The organism is Streptomyces longisporus (assembly GCF_039532765.1).
In the GTDB taxonomy this organism is placed as follows: Bacteria; Actinomycetota; Actinomycetes; order Streptomycetales; family Streptomycetaceae; genus Streptomyces; species Streptomyces longisporus.
In genome coordinates this window covers 403,334-424,129 of the sequence record NZ_BAAASG010000008.1, presented here as the reverse complement: position 1 = coordinate 424,129, position 20,796 = coordinate 403,334, and the positions used below count along the sequence as shown (strand labels likewise).

Here is a 20,796-nt window from a genome sequence, read left to right as displayed (position 1 = left end):
TCTCCGGCAGGTGAGCCCCGGCTCACCACCACAAAGGCAACAGGCCCGCCCGTCACCACTTACGGCCCCGGCTGGTCTCCCCCGTCCAGCCGGGGCTTTCCCGTGCCTGTGGCTGGTCCCCGTCGGGGACCACGTCACAGGCACCGTCCACCACGTCTGTGCAATCTTCCCGACGCTTGACCCATAGGATTTGAACATGTTCAATTACGCGGGAGTCGAGAAGGAACTGCCGTCGTCCGCGCGGCAGATCTCATGAGGAGGCACGGTGGGTTCGGGTGTTTTGGATGTCATCGCATACGCCTTCCTGATCTACACGATGCTGATGGCGTTGTTCTGCGTCTTCGTCGGGTCCAGGACCTCCTGGAGGATGGGCTGGCTCATCTCAGCGCCAGTGATCTTCGCGCCATGGGGTTTGGTGCTGATCGAGTTCGCCGTCCACTGAGGTCTTTCAGCGTTGCCGCTCCAGGGCGAGGGCCGCTACGGAGACCGACGACGGCCAGTGCTCGGTTGACGGCTCGCTTGCCCGTGTCGGCCGAGTGCACCACGCTGAGCCCCGAGCACGAGGACTGCCGGCGAGCCCAGATCGCGCACCGATGAGTTTCTCGCGCCGCGCCGGTCTATAAGCCGGACACCCACGGACGGAAGGCTGGGCCATGCGGAAACTGGTCTACGGCATGAACCTGACCCTGGACGGCTACATCGCCGCGCCCGGCGACGACATCGGCTGGAGCGGACCGCCCAGTGACGAGCTGTTCCAGTGGTGGCTCGAGCACGAGCAGGCGAGTGGCCTGTCCCTGTACGGGCGCAAGCTGTGGGAGACGATGAGTTCCTACTGGCCGACCGGCGACCAGCAGCCGGGCGCCACCCCGGCGCAGATCGAGTTCGCGCGGAACTGGCGGGACACGCCGAAAGTGGTGTTCTCCGCGACGATCGACAAGGTCGACTGGAACACCCGCCTGGTCACCGGCGACGCGATCGCCGAGATCACCCGGCTCAAGGCCGAGGACGGCGGCCCGATGAACATCGGCGGCGCAACGCTCGCCGGGGCGGCCATGCGCGCCGGGCTGATCGACGAGTACGCGATCGCCGCCCATCCGGTCCTGGTGGGCGGCGGCACGCCGTTCTTCACCGCGCTGGACAACTGGGTGAACCTGAACCTGGTGGAGACGCGGACGTTTCCCGGCGGCGTGGTCCTGACCAGGTACGAGACGAGGCGCTGAGCAGCAGCACCCAAAACAGCCGGACGCCGGACGAGAGACCGGTCATGACGGTGGCTGGACGGCCAGGAGCAGAGCGATGTTGGTCATGGCGCCTTTCGCCGCGAGGCTGTCAGTCCGGGATGATCCACGGATCGTCATTGGTCTGCCGTGGACCGGCAGTCGTTCCACAGGGCGGCGAGATGGGCCGGGATCTGGGTGATGCCGGCGCATCCGCGGGCATTGGCAGGGAAACTGTCGCTGGCCACATAGCGCCAACCGGCTCCCGGGCGATCGGTGAAGTACTTCATCGCAGCTCCGTCGTCCTGCAGGGCGACCTGCTCCGCCTCCGTGCTGCCGGGAGTGAGTCGGAAGCGGGTTCCGGCGTAGAAGGTCCCCTTGCAACTGCCGTAGTAGAAGGTGCCCTTGACTGGGGCGATGTGGGTGAGAGGCGGTTGAGCGTGTCTGCGGTAGGCCGCCGTGACGCTGAGCTTGACGGCGGGCGACACCGGCAGCGATCGGCAGCCGTGAGCCCGGGCCAAAGAGCCGGCGGCCGTGTGCCCGGCCGACGGACTCGCCGCCGGGGACGCCACGGCCGACGAAGTAGGCGTGTGCGCCGCGCTCGGAGTGCTGCTGGTCGCGGTGCTGCCGTGCTGCGTGCAGCTCGTGAGCAGGGCCACCGCGGCAGCGGCCATACCCAGAGTGACACCGCGATGCGGAAAACGGTTCCGGCGTGTCATTTCGAACCCACCCCTCTCAAAGCGTTCATACAGGTCCGGGATGACGTAACTCGGATACGTTTTCCGGTCTTGGGCACAGAGACGCTGCGCCGTGCACCGCGGTTTCATCACGTCCGCGTCGGCTCACCGGGCCGCTGCAGCACCATCCGCACAACGGGCCAGACCTCGATCCCGCCGTGGCTCAGGCGGCCGGAGCCGTCAGATACGTCAGGTACACCCCTCCCCCGCAGTCGGGCATCTTCCGTAGCGTCCAGCGGCCGTCGAAGGTCGTGGAGGAGAAATTCGACTCGGCGTCGTCCTCCTCCACCTCGCCCTCCCGCAGGGTGTATCCGGCCTCGGGGAGCCGCTTCTGCAGGAACGCCAGCGTGCGGTCGAAGCCGCTCCTGACGACCATGGCGACGACGAGCCGCTCGCCGGAGCGGCGCTCCATCGAGGTCACGACCGCGCCATCGGGCACCGGAAGGTTCGCCGGGAAGTCCTTGGGCATCGGCGGTGAGGCGGCACTGGGACAGCCGCCGGGCGCGGTGGCGATCGGCGTGGCGGCCAAGGGCCCGGCATTCCTTGTCGGCGCCGAGCACCCGGTGACAGCCGCCAGACCGAGGACGACGCCGGCCAGTACGGCAGCCAGAGGCCAGGACTTCACCTACTGACCTCCTGTCGGCTTCTTGCGCTGGCCGGCGACCATGGCGTCGTACGCGCCGTACAGGGTGTTGCCGGAGGTCTGGCGGGCGATGGAGGCCAGTGCGTCGTAGTTCTGCGCGCCGCCGGTGGCGCAGGCGCCGGTGCAGCCGTCGGCGTAGGCGGCGAGCACACGGCCCCGGGCGTCGAGGGTGATGTCGTTGAAGTCCAGGAGATTGCGGTCCTTGCCACAGGTGGTGCCACCCGTGCAGATCGATCCCTTCTGGACCGGGTCGGTGGGGGTGGCATCGACGGTGACCCAGGACTGCCCTCCGTCGTAGGTGGTGGCCACGTACAGGTGCCAGACGCCCGTGAAGTTGTTCGCGTCCTGATAGTTGCCGCCGGTGGTGGTGCCCAGGAACGCGAAGGCGGCGCGGTTGTCGTCGCCTGCGGTCACGGCCGGGAAGACGATGTTCTTGATGCCGAGGGACGCCCCGACGTTCTGGTCGTACAGCCACGTCCTGCCCTTGTCGTGGCTGACGGCGATACGTGCGGTGCCGTCGCTGTTCTGGTAGCCCATGTACACGGTCCCGCCGGCCCCGATGCCCACGCTCGGGTCGGAGTCACCCGGGGTGCTGGAGGGGTTCTTGCGGACGCTCCAAGTAAGCCCGTTGTCCTCGGAGACGGCTACGGCCTGGTTGCCGCCGCAGCCCTTGTTCGGCACATACACCGTGCCGTCCGGTGCGACCTTCACATGCCCGTGCAGGCCGCCGCAGTCCAGCAGCGAGTACATCGGAACGGCCGGCCCATACGTCAGACCGCCGTCCCGGCTGACCGCGCAGGAGGCGTCGGCGATGTCCTGGGAGCAGTAGTAGACGGCGTTCGGATACGACGTGACAGGGCCCGGACCGCCTGGGACGAAGGGGCCGCCGCCAATGCTCTGGTGGTCGACACCGGAGTTGATGCCGGAGCCGCCCGTCGGCGTCCACGTCTCGCCGTCGTCCTCGGTGTAGCAGGTCAGGGCGGTCTTTCCGGCCAGCTGCGACTCGAAGGTGCGGTGGGTGGCCTGATCGGTGAACAAGATCGGGTCGAGGCTGGTGGTGCTGCCCTGGGGGCACCCGTTGGCCGCACTCGCGCTCTTGTCCTGCCAGGTGGCGACGCCGGCGCTGTCATAGGTGACCTTGAGCGTCGAGGTGTACGCCTGGAACAGCGCGGCGCCGGTGGCACGGTCGACGCCGATCGAGGGTTCACCGGCGTCATGTGCGTGCGCGATGCCGTCGGGTGCCGACGAGTTCGCATACGTAGGGGGGACTGCTGTACTCGGTGGCGGATCGACCGGGTTGGCGACCAGGCTCGCGGTGCCGGTGAAGCTGTCGCCGAGCGGCGCGTACGGCACCACACGCACCGTGTACGACGCAGCCACCGCCGGCAGCAGCACGCTCTCGGGGTCGCTGGCGGAGGCCGCCGCGGCCACTTCGTGGCCCTCCGGATCGAGGACGTACAGGTCGAAGTCGGCGGCGGTGTCGGGCCACTTGACATCGATGCGCAGGCTGTGACCGGCGTCGTAGCCCACGGGCACCGACACCTTCAGGGTGTAGTCGTCGCAGAGCTGCGGGCTGCCGCAGCTCACCGTCCCGGTGGTGCCGGAGACGTTGGGAACGGCGAAGGGACCGGCGCTCCACGTCGTCGTGGGTGCTGTGTCGCTGACCGTTCCGGAACGCGGGGTGGCGGCGTCGGCCGACACGCTCGGCAGAGCGCCGACGACGAGCGCCAGCACCCCGAGGACGACACGCCCCCGCGAGCGCGGGTGACGCTGACGACAGAGTGCGGAGAGAAGAGCCACAAGCACCTCAAGGGTTCCGAGTCGGACGAGGGACGATCGTGTGCGGCGTCAGGGACGGGGCTTCGTCTGCTCTACGGGGAGGCGTGCGACGTCCGTCGCGGGAACTCGAACCGTTTCCCACGGCGGGTGGCGAGGCGCAGGAAAGGCCTGGGAAAGGTGCAGTCTTCTGCTCGTTTGGCGTCCATAAAACACCCATTCATGCGCTGTGGTTTCATGGAGGTGCGCACTTCGTGGCGTACACCACCGACAGAGAGTTGTGAGACATGGCGGCACCGCAGGCCCGGTGGAGCGCGCTGCTCGAGATGCTGACGCGCGACGGGCGGATCGAAGTCGAGCCGGCCGCAGAGGAGTTGGGGGTCTCCGCCGCGACCATCAGGCGCGACCTCGACGAGTTGGCCCGCCAGCAGATGGTCACCCGCACGCACGGCGGAGCGGTGATCAACGCCATCGCCTATGACCTGCCACTGCGCTACAAGGCCGCGCGCAACGCTCCGGAGAAGGAGCGGATCGCGCACGCGGCTGCCGCGCTGGTGAAGGCCGGCGCCGTGGTGGGGCTGAACGGCGGCACCACGACCACCGAGGTGGCGCGGGCGCTGGCCACCCGCGCCGACCTGAGTTCCGGCGGTGCGGAGACGGCGGTCACGGTGGTGACCAACGCTCTGAACATCGCGAACGAGCTGGTCGTACGGCGCCATGTGAAGCTCGTGGTGACCGGCGGAGTGGCCCGTCCGGCGTCCTATGAGCTGATCGGGCCGCTGGCCACCGAACTGCTCGCCGAGATCGCGCTGGACCAGGTCTTCATCGGGGTGGATGCCATCGACGTGGCCCACGGCGCGACCGCCCACCACGAGGGCGAGGCCAGCATCAACCGGGCGCTGGCCCGCCGCGCGCAGCAGGTCATCGCGGTCGCCGACGCCTCCAAGCTGGACCGCCGGGCCTTCGCCCGCATCTGCCCGGTGGAGGACATCGACGTCCTGGTGACCGACAAGACCGCCTCGGACCAGCTGACCGAATCGTTCACGGCGGCCGGGGTCGAGGTCATCCGCGCCTGACTCCGCACGCCGCTCCGGTGACGGTCAAAGGGGCGGATCCCGGCGTCATCCGCGGACACCGCCCGCCGTCAACCCGGCCACCAGGTGGCGCTCCACGAAGACGAACAACACGACCACCGGCACGATGGCGATGATCGAAGTGGCGAACAGGTACTGCCACTGCTCGTGGTACGAGGTGACGAAGCCGGGAATCGCCCTGGTCAGCGTCATCCGGTTGCTGGACGAGGTGACGGTGAGCGCCACCACGTACTCGTTCCACGCACCGATGAAGGTGTACACGAGCGCCGTCACCACACCGGGCATCGCGAGCGGCAGGACGACACGGGTGAGCGCGCCGAACCGCCCGGTGCCGTCGAGCCAGGCCGCCTCCTCCAGTTCCCGGGGGATGCTCGCCAAGTACGCGTTGAGGATCCACACGCAGAACGGCAGGTTGAACGCCGCGTTCACCAGGATGAGGCCCTCCGCGGTGTCGGTCAGGTCGAGGCTGACCATCTCCCGGTAGATGCCGACCAGCAGCGCGGTCGGCGCGAACATCTGGGTGACGAACACGAGCAGCAGGAAGGCGCCGCGCCCGCGGAACCGGTGCCGGGCGGTGTAGTAGGCGGCGGGCAGGCCGACGGCCAGGGTGAGCAGCGTCGCCGCCCCGGCGACATACAGCGAGAAGAGCAGCGCGTCCCCCACGTGCGGGTCGGTGAGCGACCAGATGTGCGTGAAGTTCGACCACTGCCAGCGGGAGGGCAGACAGGACGGCGGGGACTTCATCAGCTCGGGTGTCGGTTTGAGCGCCGTCAGCAGCATCTCCGCGTAGGGCGCGAGAAACGCCACCGCCACCAGCCATCCGACGGCGGTGAGCAGAACCGTGCGCAGTTTCATCGGTCGTGGCGGCCTCCTGCGCGGCACGGCCTTGCGGGGCATGACGGCGGTCCTGCTCACGCGGTGTCCTCCTGTCGGCGGACGACGCGCAGATAGACCAGCACCACGACCAGGACCAACCCGAAATTGACGACGGCCATGGCGGCCGACTCCCCCACTGACTGGTTGTCGAAGGCGAGTTTGTACAGGTAGGTGGTGGTCGTGTCGGTGGCGAAGCCGGGGCCGCCGCGCGTCATGGCCCAGATGATGGGGAACGAGTTGAACACGTTGATGACGTTGATGATCGCGGCGACCACCAGCGAAGGACGCAGCAGCGGCAACGTGATGGCCAGGTAGCCGCGGACCGGTCCGGCGCCGTCCACCCGCGCCGCCTCGTACACCTCGGCGGGGATGCTCTGCACTCCGGCCAGCAGGACGAACGAGGTGAACGGCAGGGAGACGAACACCGCCACGCCCATCATCGCGACCAGCGCCTGCCCGGGATCGGCCAGCCAGTTGACGGGGGCGTCCAGCACGCCGAGGTCCATGAGCAGCCGGTTGACCACGCCGTAGAAGTCGTTGAGCATCCAGCGCCAGATGAGCGCCGTCATCAGCACGGACGAGGCCCAGGGCACGATCAGCGCCCACCGTACCAACCGGCGCCCGGGGAACCGGGAGTTGAGCAGTTGGGCCAGGCCGAGCGAGAGCAGGATCGTGACGGTGACCACGCCGATGACCCATACGAGGGTACGCAGCAGCACTCCTTGCAGGTCGTCCTCGGCGAACAGGTCGGTGTAGTTGCGGAGGCCCGCGAACCCCTGGGATCTTCTGCCTGAACAGCGGGTAGACCAGGCCGTCGCGGGCGAAGTCGGAGAACTTGTTGTAGTTGAGGATGTCGGGTTCCTGCTTGGTCTGGACGTACGTCTTGACCTTGGAGTCCATCTGCTCCCAGTCGACGACTTCGAGGTTCACCCGGTAGCCGGGGTTCGCGGCTTCGAAGTCCTTGATCAGTGCCGTCCAGTAGGCCTGGGTGTCGTCGTCGTACTTCGCCGCGACGAACCGGATCGTCCTGCTGTTCTTTTATGCGTGATTTGCTGCTTTATCAATCAACAAACGACATGATGCTCAATGAATCGTGCACGGTGTCAAGGGCCTTCATGTCACGCATCCGTCAAGCAGTGCGCTGCCCGACGGCCGACGGCAGGCCGCGGCAATGAGGCCTAGGCGGGCGGCCAAACTGTTTATAACGGAGAGGCAAATTCTGCGGCGCCGAGATCCAAGCCCCGCACCCCACCTGTTGACAGGTGGCAGCTACAGCAAGAGCATGTGCGAAATTGCTTGGAATCTTGCAAGAGCACGCATCATCAAGCAGACCGCACGCCCTGCCCGGCATCGCGCCTCCTCGTGGCCGTGCACTCCGCACGCCAACCGCACGTCGCACCGCCCCTCTTAGCCCCGTCCTGTCCGACAGGAGGACCCGAGTGCACGCCCGACTGAGCAGCCCCGGCGGCCTGTTGATCGCTGCCGCTCTGACCGCCGCCCTGTTAGCGGCGCCGGTCTCCGGATCCACCGCCGCCGCCCTCCCTGCCGCAGCCCCCACCGAAGCGCCGAAGGTCACCCGCACCGCGCATGCCGTCACGGTCTCCGTACCAGCCTCCGTCGACGCCCCTGGCTACAGCCTCGACGTAGCCACCGACGAACTCGCCCTGACCACACGCCGTGCCGGGAAGACCGTGCTGGCCACCGCCTCCGGCGGCACCGGTGCCCTGCGCTTCTCCGCGGCCGACGGCAGCCTGCAGCACGCGACCGGCGTCACCGGCTGGACCTGGAAGAACGGCGTACTGACCGTCACCGCCGCCAGCACACTCGACGGCGCCACAGTGGAGGCCCGGATCACGCCCCGGGCCGACCGCTACCAGCTCGACTGGGACGTCCACGGCGGCGGCCCGAAGCAACTCGGCCTCGTCTACGACCTGTCGTCGGCGGGTCACTGGTACGGCCACGGCGAGGCGGAGACGCCACAGGGCGGACCGGGGGTCGACCAGCCGTGGCCGCTGGACAGCGGTCAGGTGGAGCACACCGGCTTCGGCCCCGCCTCGTACAACATGATCGATCCGTTCTGGTACACCTCGGCCTCGACCGGACTGCGCGTCGACACCGGCGACACCATGGACGTCAACATCAACGGCGGCAAGGACGGCCTCGGCCGCTTCACCGTCGACTCGGCCGGCACCTACAAGGCCACCGTCTTCGTCGAGTCGACCCCGCTCGCCGTCTACCGCGACTACATCGGCATCGTCGGCAAACCGGCCAAGAGCGACGCCACGTACGAGCAGTACGCCAAGCCGCTGTGGAATTCCTGGGCGCAGTTCTACACCAAGGTCGACCAGCAGAAACTGCTCGCCTACGCCACCGAACTCCACGACAACGGCCTGGGCGGGCACACCATCCAGCTCGACGACAAGTGGGAGTCGAACTACGGCAATCTGACCTGGGACCGCAAGACCTTCCCCGATCCCCGGGGCCTGTCCGACAAGATCCACGCCATGGGGTTCGACTTCGGCCTCTGGGTCACCCTGTGGATCAACCTCGACTCCGCCAACTACCAGTACGCGGCCGACCACGGCTATCTGCTCATGGACGCCAAGGACACCAGCAAGCCGTGCCAGGTGACCTGGTGGAACGGCCAGGCCGGGATCATCGACCTGGCCAACCCCGCCGCCAAGGCCTGGTACGAGGGCAACCTCAAGACCCTGATGGACAAGTACCGGATCGACGGGCTGAAGTTCGACACCCGCTTCTTCGACGAGAAGTGCGCGCCACGCGCGGGCCACCAGGCCACGGACTACCAGAAGCTCGGCACCCAACTGGCCGACGCCTACGACCTCCAGGGCGCCGGCATCCGGGTCCACTGGAACTCCACCGCCCACCAGGCGGGCTTCGTCACCCGCCAGGTCGACAAGGGCACCGGCTGGGACTCCCTGAAGGCCTCGGTCAGCCAGAACCTCGCGATCTCCACGATCGGCTACCCGTTCGTCGAGTCCGACATGATCGGAGGCTCCGGCGGCCAGGCGGCCCCCACCAAGGACGTCCTCATCCGCTGGGCGCAGTCGGCGTCGCTGATGCCGCTGATGTACGCCTCCACCTCACCGGTGGAGACCAACGACGTCACCACCGGCCAGAAGGTGACGTACGACCAGCAGACCATCGACCTGTACAGAGCGGCCATCAAGGCGCACGAACGGCTGGCCCCCTACATCTGGGACCAAGTGCAGTCCACGCTGAGGACCGGCGACCCGATCATGCGCCCGCTGTTCTTCGACTTCCCCAAGGATCAGGCGAGTTACACGGTCGCGGACGAATGGATGCTGGGCCCCGCCGTCCTGGCCGCCCCCAAGCTGGGCTCCGGCGCCACCCGTACGGTGTACCTGCCGTCCGGCACCTGGTTCGACGTCAACCAGGGCACGGTCATCCACGGCCCCGCGACCCTCAAGGGGTATGCCGCGCCGCTCGGGGTGACGCCCACGTTCGTGAAGCTCGGCGCCAGGGGCGCGGCGAAGGCTGTCCGGGCTCTGAAGCGCGACGACGTCCCGGCCGCGTCCGTCCTGATCGGTCCGGACGCGCCCGGCACCGGGTCCGGCAAGCCCTTCGAGGTCACCACCACGGCCACCAACTGGGGTACCGGGGCCATCGGTTCCGTCCGCGCCGCCCTGGCCGTGCCCGACGGCTGGACCGCGCGGCCCACCGGCGCCACGACCGCGCGCTCCCTGGCCCCCGGCGCCGCGTACACCACCACCTGGACGGTCACCCCGGCCGCCGACGCCACATGGGGCGGCCATGACCTCAGGGGCACGGTGACCTACAAGACCAGCGCCGGGAGGACCGTCACCGTCGACGACACGGTGCGGGCCACGGTGGAAGCGGCCCCCGGCGGCGTCCACGACCCGTACCGCACGACACAGACCACCGACGCCCAGTACGCACAGGCCGGCGACCAGTTCGCCATCTGGGCGGGTGGGCAGGACCTGTCCGGCTGGAAGGACGAGAAGGGCGCCGTCTACCTGCCCGGCGCGGCCGGCCAGCACTCCACGGTCCAGACGGAGCTGGTCTCGCAGAGCGGCGACAGCCCGGCGGCCAAGTCAGGGCTGGCGATCGCGAACGACCTCACCGACCCGGCGAAGGGCGGCTACGCGGTGCTGGCCATGACCAGGAGCTACGGGCTCGAGTTCATGACCGACAGCAACGGCGACGGCGTCCTCGACACCTGGGCCGGCGGCGGCTCCACGTACTACCCGGCGCACCTGCGGCTGGTCCGCGACGGCACCACGTACACCGCGTACGCCAGCAAGGACGGCCAGAGCTGGACGACGGTCGGCACGGCCCAGGTGCCGTCGGCCGCCGGGAGCGAGGACACGGGGCTGGTCGCCAGCGCCGTGAACGCCAATTTCCCCGGGTCCACCTCCGAGGCCGTCTTCAAGGCGTTCTCCGTCACTTCCTGAATCCCCGTCACTTTCCGAGAGGGACCCGGACCATGTCACGCGTTCCGACGGCCGTCGCCGCCTTCGTCGCCGGGGTTGTCATAGCCGCGACAACCACGGCGATCGCCGGCACCGGCAGATCCGCCACGGACGTCAACGAGAGAGCCACGACCACCTGGCTGACCGTCAAGGTCGCCGACGCCATGGGGACCAGGGACACGATCACCTGGATACCCACCGGCTCCTTCGCCTCCTCCGCCGAGGTGCGCGTCCCCCGCTACCCGACCGCCGCCATCCAGGGCAAGGACACCCGGAACCTGTCCCTCTCCGCCGTCCGCAACGAGCAGGTCTCAGCCCAGCTGGCCATCGCCTCCGGGCACGACCTGCACGACGTGCGGGCGAGCGTCGGCGACCTCACCGGACCCGGCGGGGCGAGGATCTCCGGCGCCGGGACACAGGTCCGGTTCGTGAAGTACGTGCCCGTGCAGCGCTCCAAGACCGAGATGGACTGGTCGGCCACCATCGACCAGGTCAGCTCCCCGACCGAGGTCTCCGGCGACCGCAACCCGGACGTCGTCGGCGACGCGCTGCAGGAGGGCCCCTCGGTCGACGTACCCGCCTACGCGGCACAGCCGCTGTGGTTCACCTTCCACATCCCGAAGACCGCGGCCCCCGGCACCTACACCGGCACGGTCAGGGTGACCGCCGACGACGGCACCAAGGTCACCTACCCGCTCTCCGTCCAGGTGGCGAACGCCGCCGTGCCGGACGCGAAGGACTCCAGCTTCTTCCTCGACGTGTGGGCCCAGCCGGAGACCATGGCGCTGAACGCCGGTGTGGAGCCCTGGTCGGACCGGCACTGGAAGCTGATCGAGGCCTACGACAAGGACTTGGCGGGACACAGCCAGAAGGTCGTCAACACCACCATCGTCGACAACCCGTGGCACCACCAGTGGTCGCTGGGCACTCGCCGCTCGCAGACGGCCACGCCCTACTCCAGCATGGTCGCCTGGAAGTGGGACGGCAGCCGGTTCTCCTTCGACTTCTCCCGCTGGGACAGGTATGTCCGCACGGCGCTGAAGGCAGGCGTCGGGCCCGACATCGGGGCGTTCTCCATGCTGGCGTTCCAGGACGGCGAGCACCTCACCTACACCGACACCCGGACCGGCAAGAGCGTCTACGAGAACGTCGACCTGGGCGGCACCCGCTGGCGCGAGGCGTGGGGGACCTTCCTGCCCGCCTTCGTCAAGCATCTGCGGGGCAAGGGGTGGCTGGACCGCACGTATCTGTCGTTCGACGAGCGGCCGGTCCCATCCATGACGGTCGTCAGGGACTTCGTCCACGAAGTCGCGCCGGATTTCGACCAGCGGATCTCCGTCGCCGGCTCGGCCGGCACCGCCGACCTCGCCTCCGACCTGTCCGTCAGCTGGGACACCATCGACCGGATGACGGCCCAGCAGGCCGAGGAGCGCCGGGCCGAGGGCAAGGTCACCACCTTCTATGTGTACGGCACCCCGGCCCACCCCAACACGCTGTCCTACTCCCCCGCCGTGGAAGCCAGGATGCTGCCGTGGATCGCCGCCCAGCGCCACCTCGACGGCTTCCTGCGCTGGTCGTACAACAGCTGGACGTCCGATCCCTTCAGCCAGCCGGTGTACATCTTCACGCAGGGCGACGAATACATGGTCTACCCCGGCAGGAACGGCCCGATGTCCAGCATCCGCTGGGAGCAACTGAAGGAGGGCATCGAGGACTTCGAGCTGATCGACGAGCTGCGCAAGAAGGACGGTGGCACCGCCGACGGCGAAGCCCTGACCCAGGCCCTCAGCACGGCGACGCGCAACCTTGACGGCCGTACGAAGGACGTAACCGATGTCGAGACCGCGCGGGCCGCGGTGGTGAAGGCGCTGACGTCATGAGAAGAACCTGGCTCGCCCTCCTCACCACCGCACTCCTGGCCGCCTGCTGCCTGGCCGCGCCCGCCGTGCAGGCCGCCGCCCCCAGGACGGCGCCGGCTGCCGCGCCGCAGGCGCATACCGTCACCTACGACCGGTACTCGGTGCGGATCGACGGGAAGCCGGTGTACCTGTGGGGCGCCGAGCTGCACTACTTCCGGCTGCCGAGCCCCGACGCCTGGCGCGACGTGCTGGAGAAGATCAAGGCCGCCGGATTCAACTCCGTGTCCCTGTACTTCGACTGGGGCTACCACTCCACCGCCCCCGGCTCCTACGACTTCACCGGCGTCCGCGACGTCGAGCGGCTCCTCGACGAGGCCGAACGAGCCGGCCTGTATGTGATCGCGCGCCCCGGTCCGTACATCAACGCCGAGGTCTCCGGCGGCGGGTTCCCGGCCTGGCGCAAGACGCACGCGGGCGTGAACCGCACCGCCGACGCTGCGTACATGAAGGACGCCCGGGAGTGGATGAGCCGCATCAACCCGATCATCGCCCGTCACCAGCTCACCCATGGCACAGGGTCGGTGATCCTCTACCAGGTCGAGAACGAGTACCAGGGCGGCGGCCTGTCCGCCGACTACATGCAGACCCTCATCGACTGGGCGCGCAAGGACGGCATCGACGTCCCGACCTTCGTCAACGACGGCGGCCCGAACCGCAACTGGGTCAGCGGCAAGGGTGCCCCGGACATCTACGGCTTCGACGCCTATCCGCAGGGCTTCGACTGCTCGGCCCCCGACGCCTGGAAGGACCTGCCCGACTACTCCTACGTCAAGGACTTCAAGCCCCAGTCCCCGCTGATCATCCCCGAGGCGCAGGGCGGTGCCTTCGACGCCTGGGGCGGCTCCGGCTACGCCGCCTGCCGCCGGCTCACCGGTACCGATTTCACTCGCGTGTTCACCAGGATGAACATCGCCGCGGGGGTCACCGGCCAGTCGTTCTACATGACGTACGGCGGCACCAACTGGGGCTGGCTCGCCGACCCCAACGCCGTCTACACGTCGTACGACTACGGCGCACCGATCACCGAGTCACGCCAACTCACCGACAAGTACGAGGAGTTCAAGCGGCTCGGCTACTTCGTCAACGCGGTGAAGCCGTTGGCCCGCACCGACCGGGCCCAGGCACCCACGCCGAGCGACGCCGCCCTGCGGATCGACCGGCGGGTGAACCCGGACGACGGCACCCAGTTCTTCACCCTCCGGCACGCCGACACCCGCGCGACGACCACCGAGGCCACGACCTTCTCCCTGTCCGGCCGGGACGGCGACTACCCGCGCGTCCCGCAGCAGGGCACGGTCACGGTCGCCGGCCGGGACGCCAAGATCCTGGTCGCCGGCTACGACCTCGAACGGCAGCGGCTCGTCTACTCCACCTCCGAGATCATGACCCACGCCCGCATCGGCGCCGACGACGTGGCGCTGCTGTACGGGAGGAGGGGTGAGGCGGGAGAGACCGTACTGCGGTACAGGGGCAAGCCCAAAGTCACGGTCCTGGACGGCAAGGCGGACGTCACCTGGGACGCCGGACGCGGTGACCTGCGGCTGAACTACATCCACCAGGGCCTCGTCCGGGTACGCGTGGGCGACCTCGTCCTGCTCATCGCGGACGTTCAGGAGACAGCGCAGTGGTGGCGGCAGGACACCGACGCCGGGCCGGTGCTCGTGCGCGGCCCGTCCCTCCTCCGTACGGCCCAAGTCGACCACGACACAATGAAGTTGACGGGCGACTCGACGAAGGCCGCGAAGATCGAGGTCATCGCCGACACCACGCACGTGACGTGGAACGGGCGCCGCACCGCGGGCACCTCCGCACCCCGACCGGTGGAACTCCCCGCCCTCACCGACTGGCGAACCCGGGGCGAGAACCCCGAGTCCACAACCGACTTCGACGACTCGGCATGGACCGTCGCCGACCATCTCACGGCCGACAACCCGGACCTCGCCGGGTACACCCCGGTCCTCGCCATGGACGAGTACGGCTTCCACCAGGGCGACGTCTGGTACCGGGGCCGCTTCCGCACCACGGGCCGCACGAGCGCGGTGACCCTGAACGCGAACACCGGCCCGCACGGCCTCTACGCGGCCTGGCTGAACGGTCGCTACCTCGGCCACTTCGGCGACGGCAGACACACCTTCGACATCCCCGAGGGGACCCTCGCGGGCACCGGCGACAACGTGCTCTCCGTCCTCGTCGAGAACGCCGGCGACAACGAGGAATGGGGTCACGACTACTCCAAGGAACCGCGCGGACTGCTCTCCGCCGACCTCATCGGCGCCGACTCCACCATCACCTGGAAGATCCAGGGCACCCGAGGTGGCGAACACCCCCTCGACACGGCACGCGGCGGATACAACAACGGTGGCCTGTACGGCGAGCGCTCGGGCTGGTCGCTGCCCGGCTACCCCGACGCGTCCTGGACCCGTGCGACCCTCGCCGCGCAGTCCGCGAAGTCCGGCCCCGGCGTGCGCTGGTACCGCACCACGGCCCGGCTCGACCTGCCCCGCGACCAGGACACCCCGCTCGCCCTCGAACTCGCCGACGGGACGGGCGGCAAGGGCTACCGGGCACAGATCTTCGTGAACGGCTGGCTCATCGGCCGCTATCTCGCCGACACCGGTCCGCAGGCCCGTTTCGTCATCCCGAGCGGCCTGCTCGACGAGCACGGTACGAATACCATCGCCCTCGCTGTCTGGTCCACGCAGGACCGCTCCGGACCCGGCTCCGCACGCCTCGTCGACCTCGGCGCGAGCGCGGGCGGCATCCCGATCGGCACCGTGCGGGCACCGTCGTACGACGCGAAGACGTACGCGAACCCCGCGTCGGGTGCCCAGGTGACCCTGGCCGCCGGGCCCTTCCTGAGCGCGGGTGAGGCGGGCCGGGCGACCGTCTCCTTCCACGTCTCCACGAAGGCGGCACACGACGTGGACCTGTCGCTCAAGGCCCCCGACGGCTGGACGACCAAGGCCGACGGTCCGACACACTTCGCGCGAGTCGCCCCCGGCGCCACGGTCACCACCGAGTACACCGTCACTCCGCCGGCCGGCACGGTGCCGTACGCCCTGCTGTCGGCGACGGCCTCCTACCGGCAGGGCGGCCGCACCTCGCAGACCAGTGGTGAACGGGCCGTCCAAGTACCGCCGCGCCCACCCGCCGGGGACGTGTACGTGAGCGATCTGCCGTTCGTGCGGGCCGTCAACGGCTGGGGTCCGGTCGAGCGGGACACTTCGAACGGCGAGAACGCGGCCGGTGACGGGCACACCCTGACCGTCGCCGACACCACGTACGCCAAGGGCCTCGGTGTGCACGCCGACAGCCAGGTCCGCGTCCATCTCGGCGGCGTCTGCAGCCGGTTCACGGCCACCGTCGGCGTGGACGACGAGGTCGGGGACGGCGGCAGCGTCTCCTTCAAGGTCACCGCGGACGGACGCGACCTCTTCACGACCCCGACCCTCCGGGGCCCCGACCCCGGTATGCCGGTCGACGTGGACGTCACCGGCGCCCGCTGGCTGGACCTGACGGTGGACAGCGGCGGGGACAACTCCACGGACCACGCCGACTGGGCCGCCGCCCACCTCACCTGCACGGGAGGCAACGGATGAGCCCCGCGAAGCGATGGCGTGCCGCTCTGGCCGGCCTCGCGTCCACCCTGCTGCTGATCGCGCTCGTGACCACGGCCCCGGCTCGCGCGGCGGCCCGGCCCACGGACCTGGCGACGACCGCCCGACCCTCCGCCCACGCCATCACCTACGACCGCTACTCCGTCACCGTCGACGGACGACGCATCCTGCTCTGGTCCGGCGAGTTCCACTACTGGCGGTTGCCCAGCCCCGGCCTGTGGCGCGACGTCCTGCAGAAGATCAAGGCCGGCGGGATGACACTACGTCAGCGATCTGCCCTTCCAGTCGTCGAGCAACGGCTGGGGGCCGGTCGAACGCGACCAGTCCAACGGCGAGAACGCACAGGGCGACGGACAGCCGATCCGCCTGCACGACGTCACCTACGCCAAGGGGCTCGGCATGCACGCGGCCGGCTCGGTGCGGGTGTGGCTCGGCGGCACCTGCACGAGGTTCACGGCGGCGCTGGGCCTGGACCAGGAGACGTACGGCCGGTCGGACGGTCCGGCCACGGTCGCCTACAGCGTCCTCGCCGACGGAGTGAGCGTCTACGAGAGCGGAACCGTCGACCGCGACACGGCGACCAAGAGGATCGACGTGGACGTCACCGGGGCCCGGCGACTCGAACTCGTCGTCTCGGACGCCGGGGACGGCAACGCCCTCGACCACGCGGACTGGGCCGACGCCAAGCTGAGTTGTGGTGGCGGCGCCTGATGCCCCGGCGGCGGCCAAGCAGCGTGCCGCGGCTTGCGCCAGGCACACCTGCACAGGACGCCGGGCCTGAGCGCAACGAGCCGCCCCTAAGGGCTTTGCCCAGGGCAGTTGGATCGCATCCCACGAACACCGCATGAAGGGGAGGACCCATGTTCGGACCGCTGGGACACCCGCGTGGGCACCGAAGATCAGCGGCCCTGGCCGCGGGGGCTGTACTGGTGGCCCTGCTGCCGGCGGCCTCCGCCGAGGCCGGGTCCCGGCCGCAGCCGTGGACGGGGACGTGGGCGACCGCGCAGCACGCCTCGTACGACCCGGGTACCTCCGAGGTGACCGTGCGAATACCGGTGCATGTCAGTGCGGGTGGGACGAGCGTGCGGATCCGGTTGACCAATGAGTTCACCGACCAGCCGGTGACGATCGGGCACGCGACCGTGGGGCGGCGCACGAGCGGCTCGTCCGTGTCCGGCCCGCGCAGCCTGACGTTCGGCGGGAAGGGGACCGTGACGATCCCCGCCCACGGCCAGGCGGCCAGCGACGGGGTGCGGATTCCCGTCGCGGCCCGCAGCGACCTGGTGGTCAGCCTGTACTTCCCCGGCAGGCTCACCCACGTCAGCCAGCACTGGATGGGGCTGCAGACCGTCTACTGGACGCCCGACGGCGGCGGCGACCACGCCCGGGACGCCGGTGGGGGCGCGTTCACGAGGACCGACACGACCTTCCCCTTCCTCACCGGTGTCGACGTGCGGGGCGGTACGGCACAGGGCTCCGTGGTCGCGCTCGGTGACTCCATCACCGACGGGGCCGCCTCCACCGCGGACACGAACCGGCGCTGGCCCGATTACCTGGCGGAACGGCTGTCGGCCTGTACCTCCACCGCCGGGGTGTTGAACGAGGGCATCAGCGGAAACCGCATCACGGCAGGCACCGACGGCAATCCCTCGGCGCTGGACCGTTTGCAGCGCGATGTGCTGTCCCAGCCGGGCGCCCGCACGGTGATCCTCTTCGAGGGCGTCAACGACCTCAGCTGGGGCGGCGCCACCGGCGACCAGGTGATCGACGGCATGAAGGAGATCGCCCGCCAGGCCCACGCCCGCGGACTACGGGTGATCGGCGCGACCGTGGTTCCGTACCGCGGCTGGGGCGAGTACTGGACCGAGGCCAAGGAGGCCGACCGGCAGAAGGTGAACGCGTTCGTGCGCGACGGCGGTGTCTTCGACGGCTATGCCGACTTCGACAAGGCGGTACGCGATCCGGACGACCCCACTCGCTACGCCGCCGCCTTCGACTCGGGTGACCACCTGCACCCCAACGACAACGGGATGAAGGCGTTCGCCGACGCGGTCGACCTCGCCGGACTCCGGGTGGCCCGCGACTGCCCCTCGGCCCGCGTCCGGTTCAGCCCCGTCCGTCCGAGCCTCCCGGTCGGCCGCGCCACCGAGATCACCGCGACCGTCACCAACTCCGGTCCCGGGGTGGTCGGCCGGGTCACCACCGGACTGCGTCTGCCGCACGGCTGGACCGCCGAGGCGGAGGGCCCGACGGGGACCGGCTCCCTGGCTCCGGGCGGGAGTTCCACCGTAACCTGGCGCGTCATCCCGTCCGCCGACACGCCCTGGGGGCCGTACGACATCGGCGTACGCACGTCCTTCCGGCAGGACGGCCGGACGAGGCACGACACCGACACGGTGACCGCCGACGTCACCCCCGTCCCGTCCGCGGTCCGGCCCCCGTACCGGACCTTCGCCACCGCCGACGACGCCCAATACGCCCAGAACGGCGGCCAGTTCGCGATCTGGGCAGGCGGCCAGGACCTGGCCGGCTGGAAGGACGAGAAGGCCGCCATCCATGTGCCGGACGCCATGCCCGCCTCCGGCAGCGTCACCGCCCGCCTCGTTCAGCAGACCGGCAGCGGACCCTCCGCCAAGGCCGGGATCGCCGTCGCCAATGACCTGACCGCCCCGGAGAAGGGCGGCTACGCGGTGCTCACCATGTCCAGGAGCTACGGCGTGGAGTTCATGACCGACAGCGACGGCGACGGGAAGCTCGACACCTGGACGGGCGGCGGCTCCTCGTACCACCCGGCCTGGCTCAGGCTCACGCGCGACGGCACCGCCTACACGGCGTACGCCAGCGCCGACGGCACCACCCGGCAGCGGATCGGGACCGCGACCGTGCCGTCCGCGGCCGGCGGTGGCCTCGACGCCGGGATGGTCGCGAGCGCCGTCAACCTCGATCATCCCGGCCGGACCACCACAGCCGTCTTCGACTCCTTCTCGACCACCCACTGAGAGGTCCCCCTGTGAACCTCAGCCGCAGACGCTTCCTGACCACGGCCACCGCTCTCGGCTCAGCAGTCCTCCTCGCCCCGCCCGGCGCCGCCCGCGCGATCAGCGGCGGCATCCCCGACTACCGGCCCACGAAGCCATCCCTCGACACACACCCCGTACCGCGCTGGTACAAGGACGCCAAGTTCGGCATCTTCGTCCACTGGGGTGTCTACTCGGTTCCCGCCGGCTCCGCCCGGCAGATGGCCGCCGAGTGGTACCTGTGGTACCAGAGCTTCGACACCGACCCCACCTGGAAGTACCACCGCGACACCTACGGCCAGGACTTCCTCTACGACGACTTCATCCCGCAGTTCCGGGCCGAGAACTACGACCCGGACGCCTGGGTGCGGCTGTTCGAGCAGGCGGGTGCCGAGTACTTCGCGCTGACCAGCAAGCACCACGACGGTTTCGCCCTGTGGCCGAGCCAGGTGACGGACCGTCACGCGGGGCGGTACGGGCCGAAACGGGACCTGGTCGGCGAGCTGATGGCGGCCGCCCGCAGACGCGGCACGGTGCGCCCGGGCCTGTACTACTCGCTCGGCGAGTTCTTCAACCCGGCGCTCGGCCGCCCGATGAAGAACGCCTACACCGGTGCAGAGGTCCCGATGACCGGCTACCAGCCCGTCGCGGACTACATCGGCGACTACGAGCTCAAGCAGCTGTACGAGATCATCGACCGCTACGACCCGGACCTGCTGTGGGCCGACGGCCAGTGGTTCCGCCCGGCCGGGAATCCGCCGTGGCGCAGCGAGGAGCCCCTCGCCCACTACTACAACAGGGCGAAGAACCGCAGCCGGCCCAAGGGGGTCGTGGTCAACGACCGCTTCGACACGCACTTCGACTACGCCACCTACGAGCAGCGCACCAACCCCACAATGGACGCACAGAAGTGGGAGTGCTGCATCACGATGGGCTACTCCTGGGGGTACAACAAGTTCGAGATCGAGGAGGACTACAAGACCTCCGAGTTCCTCGTCCATCTGCTCGCCGACGTCACCAGCAAGAACGGCAACCTGCTGCTCAACATCGGGCCCAAGCCCGACGGCACCATTCCCGACGTGATGCAGCGGCGGCTGCGGGACATCGGCGCCTGGCTGAAGGTTAACGGGCCCGCGGTGTACGGCTCCACGCCGTGGCTGCGGGCCGAGGAGGAGGGCAGCCCACTCGGCATCCGGTACACCGTCAGCCCGGGCAAGTTCAACATCATCGTCCTCGGCGCTCCCCGCGGCACCCTCTCCCTGCCCGCGGACATCCCCCACTCCGCGACCTCGCGGATCGGGCTGCTCGGCCACAACGGGCCGCTGAAATGGACCCGTTCCGACGGTAAGGTCCACATCAGCGTCCCGGAGACGCTGCCCAGCGAGATCGCCAACACCTTCACCGTCGACTGGGAGCGGCGGTGAA

General features: G+C 69.3%; 14 protein-coding genes and 2 pseudogenes. 10 read left to right on the top strand and 6 right to left on the bottom strand.

What is annotated here, in order from left to right:
- Nucleotides 1-265 precede the first annotated feature (265 nt).
- Both ABD355_RS18965 and ABD355_RS18960 read left to right on the top strand, forming a co-directional pair.
- Nucleotides 266-442: a hypothetical protein gene (locus ABD355_RS18965; protein ID WP_344401635.1), complete on the top strand. Its 177-nt coding sequence runs from the start codon at nucleotides 266-268 to the stop codon at nucleotides 440-442.
- Between the two features lie 211 nt (nucleotides 443-653).
- Nucleotides 654-1,220, top strand: coding sequence for a dihydrofolate reductase family protein (locus ABD355_RS18960; RefSeq protein ID WP_344401634.1), 567 nt, complete (start codon nucleotides 654-656; stop codon nucleotides 1,218-1,220).
- Nucleotides 1,221-1,354: 134 nt separating this feature from the next.
- On the opposite strand, the gene ABD355_RS18955 is transcribed toward ABD355_RS18960, so the two are convergent.
- The 3 genes from ABD355_RS18955 to ABD355_RS18945 all read right to left on the bottom strand — a co-directional run bounded on the left by ABD355_RS18955 (nucleotide 1,355) and on the right by ABD355_RS18945 (nucleotide 4,331).
- Nucleotides 1,355-1,891, bottom strand: a complete 537-nt coding sequence (locus ABD355_RS18955) for a hypothetical protein (RefSeq protein ID WP_344401633.1) — start codon at nucleotides 1,889-1,891, stop codon at nucleotides 1,355-1,357.
- A gap of 226 nt (nucleotides 1,892-2,117) precedes the next feature.
- The gene (locus ABD355_RS18950) at nucleotides 2,118-2,579 is read right to left on the bottom strand and encodes a hypothetical protein (protein WP_344401632.1); all 462 of its coding nucleotides are present in this window, start codon (nucleotides 2,577-2,579) and stop codon (nucleotides 2,118-2,120) included.
- Nucleotides 2,580-4,331: a sialidase family protein gene (locus ABD355_RS18945; RefSeq protein WP_344401631.1), complete on the bottom strand. Its 1,752-nt coding sequence runs from the start codon at nucleotides 4,329-4,331 to the stop codon at nucleotides 2,580-2,582. It abuts the gene before it with no gap.
- Nucleotides 4,332-4,660: 329 nt separating this feature from the next.
- Here ABD355_RS18945 and ABD355_RS18940 point away from each other — a divergent pair, with 329 nt between their 5' ends.
- The gene (locus tag ABD355_RS18940) at nucleotides 4,661-5,449 is read left to right on the top strand and encodes a DeoR/GlpR family DNA-binding transcription regulator (protein ID WP_344401630.1); all 789 of its coding nucleotides are present in this window, start codon (nucleotides 4,661-4,663) and stop codon (nucleotides 5,447-5,449) included.
- A 45-nt stretch (nucleotides 5,450-5,494) separates the two neighbouring features.
- On the opposite strand, the gene ABD355_RS18935 is transcribed toward ABD355_RS18940, so the two are convergent.
- From ABD355_RS18935 to ABD355_RS44720, 3 genes and pseudogenes are all read right to left on the bottom strand, one after another.
- Nucleotides 5,495-6,382, bottom strand: coding sequence for a carbohydrate ABC transporter permease (locus tag ABD355_RS18935; protein ID WP_344401629.1), 888 nt, complete (start codon nucleotides 6,380-6,382; stop codon nucleotides 5,495-5,497).
- Nucleotides 6,379-7,062, bottom strand: a complete 684-nt coding sequence (locus ABD355_RS18930) for a carbohydrate ABC transporter permease (protein WP_344401628.1) — start codon at nucleotides 7,060-7,062, stop codon at nucleotides 6,379-6,381. Before ABD355_RS18930 ends, ABD355_RS18935 begins: the two co-directional genes overlap by 4 nt.
- Nucleotides 7,063-7,147: 85 nt before the next feature.
- Nucleotides 7,148-7,366, bottom strand: a pseudogene (locus ABD355_RS44720) (extracellular solute-binding protein); the annotation flags it as partial.
- Nucleotides 7,367-7,782: 416 nt separating this feature from the next.
- Between ABD355_RS44720 and ABD355_RS18925 the strand changes: the two are divergent.
- The 7 genes and pseudogenes from ABD355_RS18925 to ABD355_RS18895 all read left to right on the top strand — a co-directional run bounded on the left by ABD355_RS18925 (nucleotide 7,783) and on the right by ABD355_RS18895 (nucleotide 20,795).
- Nucleotides 7,783-10,800: a TIM-barrel domain-containing protein gene (locus ABD355_RS18925; protein ID WP_344401627.1), complete on the top strand. Its 3,018-nt coding sequence runs from the start codon at nucleotides 7,783-7,785 to the stop codon at nucleotides 10,798-10,800.
- 32 nt (nucleotides 10,801-10,832) lie between these two features.
- Nucleotides 10,833-12,698, top strand: coding sequence for a DUF4091 domain-containing protein (locus ABD355_RS18920; protein WP_344401626.1), 1,866 nt, complete (start codon nucleotides 10,833-10,835; stop codon nucleotides 12,696-12,698).
- Entirely contained in the window at nucleotides 12,695-16,336 is a 3,642-nt protein-coding gene (locus ABD355_RS18915) for a beta-galactosidase (protein ID WP_344401625.1), read from the top strand. The genes ABD355_RS18920 and ABD355_RS18915 overlap by 4 nt, the downstream gene beginning before the upstream one ends.
- A pseudogene (locus tag ABD355_RS18910) lies at nucleotides 16,333-16,560 on the top strand (hypothetical protein); the annotation flags it as partial. The gene ABD355_RS18915 and the pseudogene ABD355_RS18910, both read left to right, overlap by 4 nt.
- A 67-nt stretch (nucleotides 16,561-16,627) precedes the next feature.
- Nucleotides 16,628-17,065, top strand: a complete 438-nt coding sequence (locus tag ABD355_RS18905; protein ID WP_344401669.1) for an NPCBM/NEW2 domain-containing protein — start codon at nucleotides 16,628-16,630, stop codon at nucleotides 17,063-17,065.
- A 149-nt stretch (nucleotides 17,066-17,214) separates the two neighbouring features.
- Nucleotides 17,215-19,353 carry a GDSL-type esterase/lipase family protein gene (locus ABD355_RS18900; protein ID WP_344401624.1) on the top strand — a complete coding sequence of 713 codons (2,139 nt, stop codon included), beginning with the start codon at nucleotides 17,215-17,217 and terminating at the stop codon, nucleotides 19,351-19,353.
- Nucleotides 19,354-19,364: 11 nt separating this feature from the next.
- Nucleotides 19,365-20,795 carry an alpha-L-fucosidase gene (locus ABD355_RS18895; protein WP_344401623.1) on the top strand — a complete coding sequence of 477 codons (1,431 nt, stop codon included), beginning with the start codon at nucleotides 19,365-19,367 and terminating at the stop codon, nucleotides 20,793-20,795.
- Nucleotide 20,796 lies beyond the last annotated feature (1 nt).

Excerpts from the sequence above, each read along its gene's own strand:
- ABD355_RS18960 (WP_344401634.1), top strand. The coding sequence starts at position 654 with ATGCGGAAACTGGTCTACGGCATGAACCTGACCCTGGACGGCTACATC.
- ABD355_RS18955 (WP_344401633.1), bottom strand. The coding sequence starts at position 1,891 with ATGGCCGCTGCCGCGGTGGCCCTGCTCACGAGCTGCACGCAGCACGGC.
- ABD355_RS18940 (WP_344401630.1), top strand. The coding sequence starts at position 4,661 with ATGGCGGCACCGCAGGCCCGGTGGAGCGCGCTGCTCGAGATGCTGACG.
- ABD355_RS18920 (WP_344401626.1), top strand. The coding sequence starts at position 10,833 with ATGTCACGCGTTCCGACGGCCGTCGCCGCCTTCGTCGCCGGGGTTGTC.
- ABD355_RS18915 (WP_344401625.1), top strand. The coding sequence starts at position 12,695 with ATGAGAAGAACCTGGCTCGCCCTCCTCACCACCGCACTCCTGGCCGCC.
- ABD355_RS18900 (WP_344401624.1), top strand. The coding sequence starts at position 17,215 with ATGTTCGGACCGCTGGGACACCCGCGTGGGCACCGAAGATCAGCGGCC.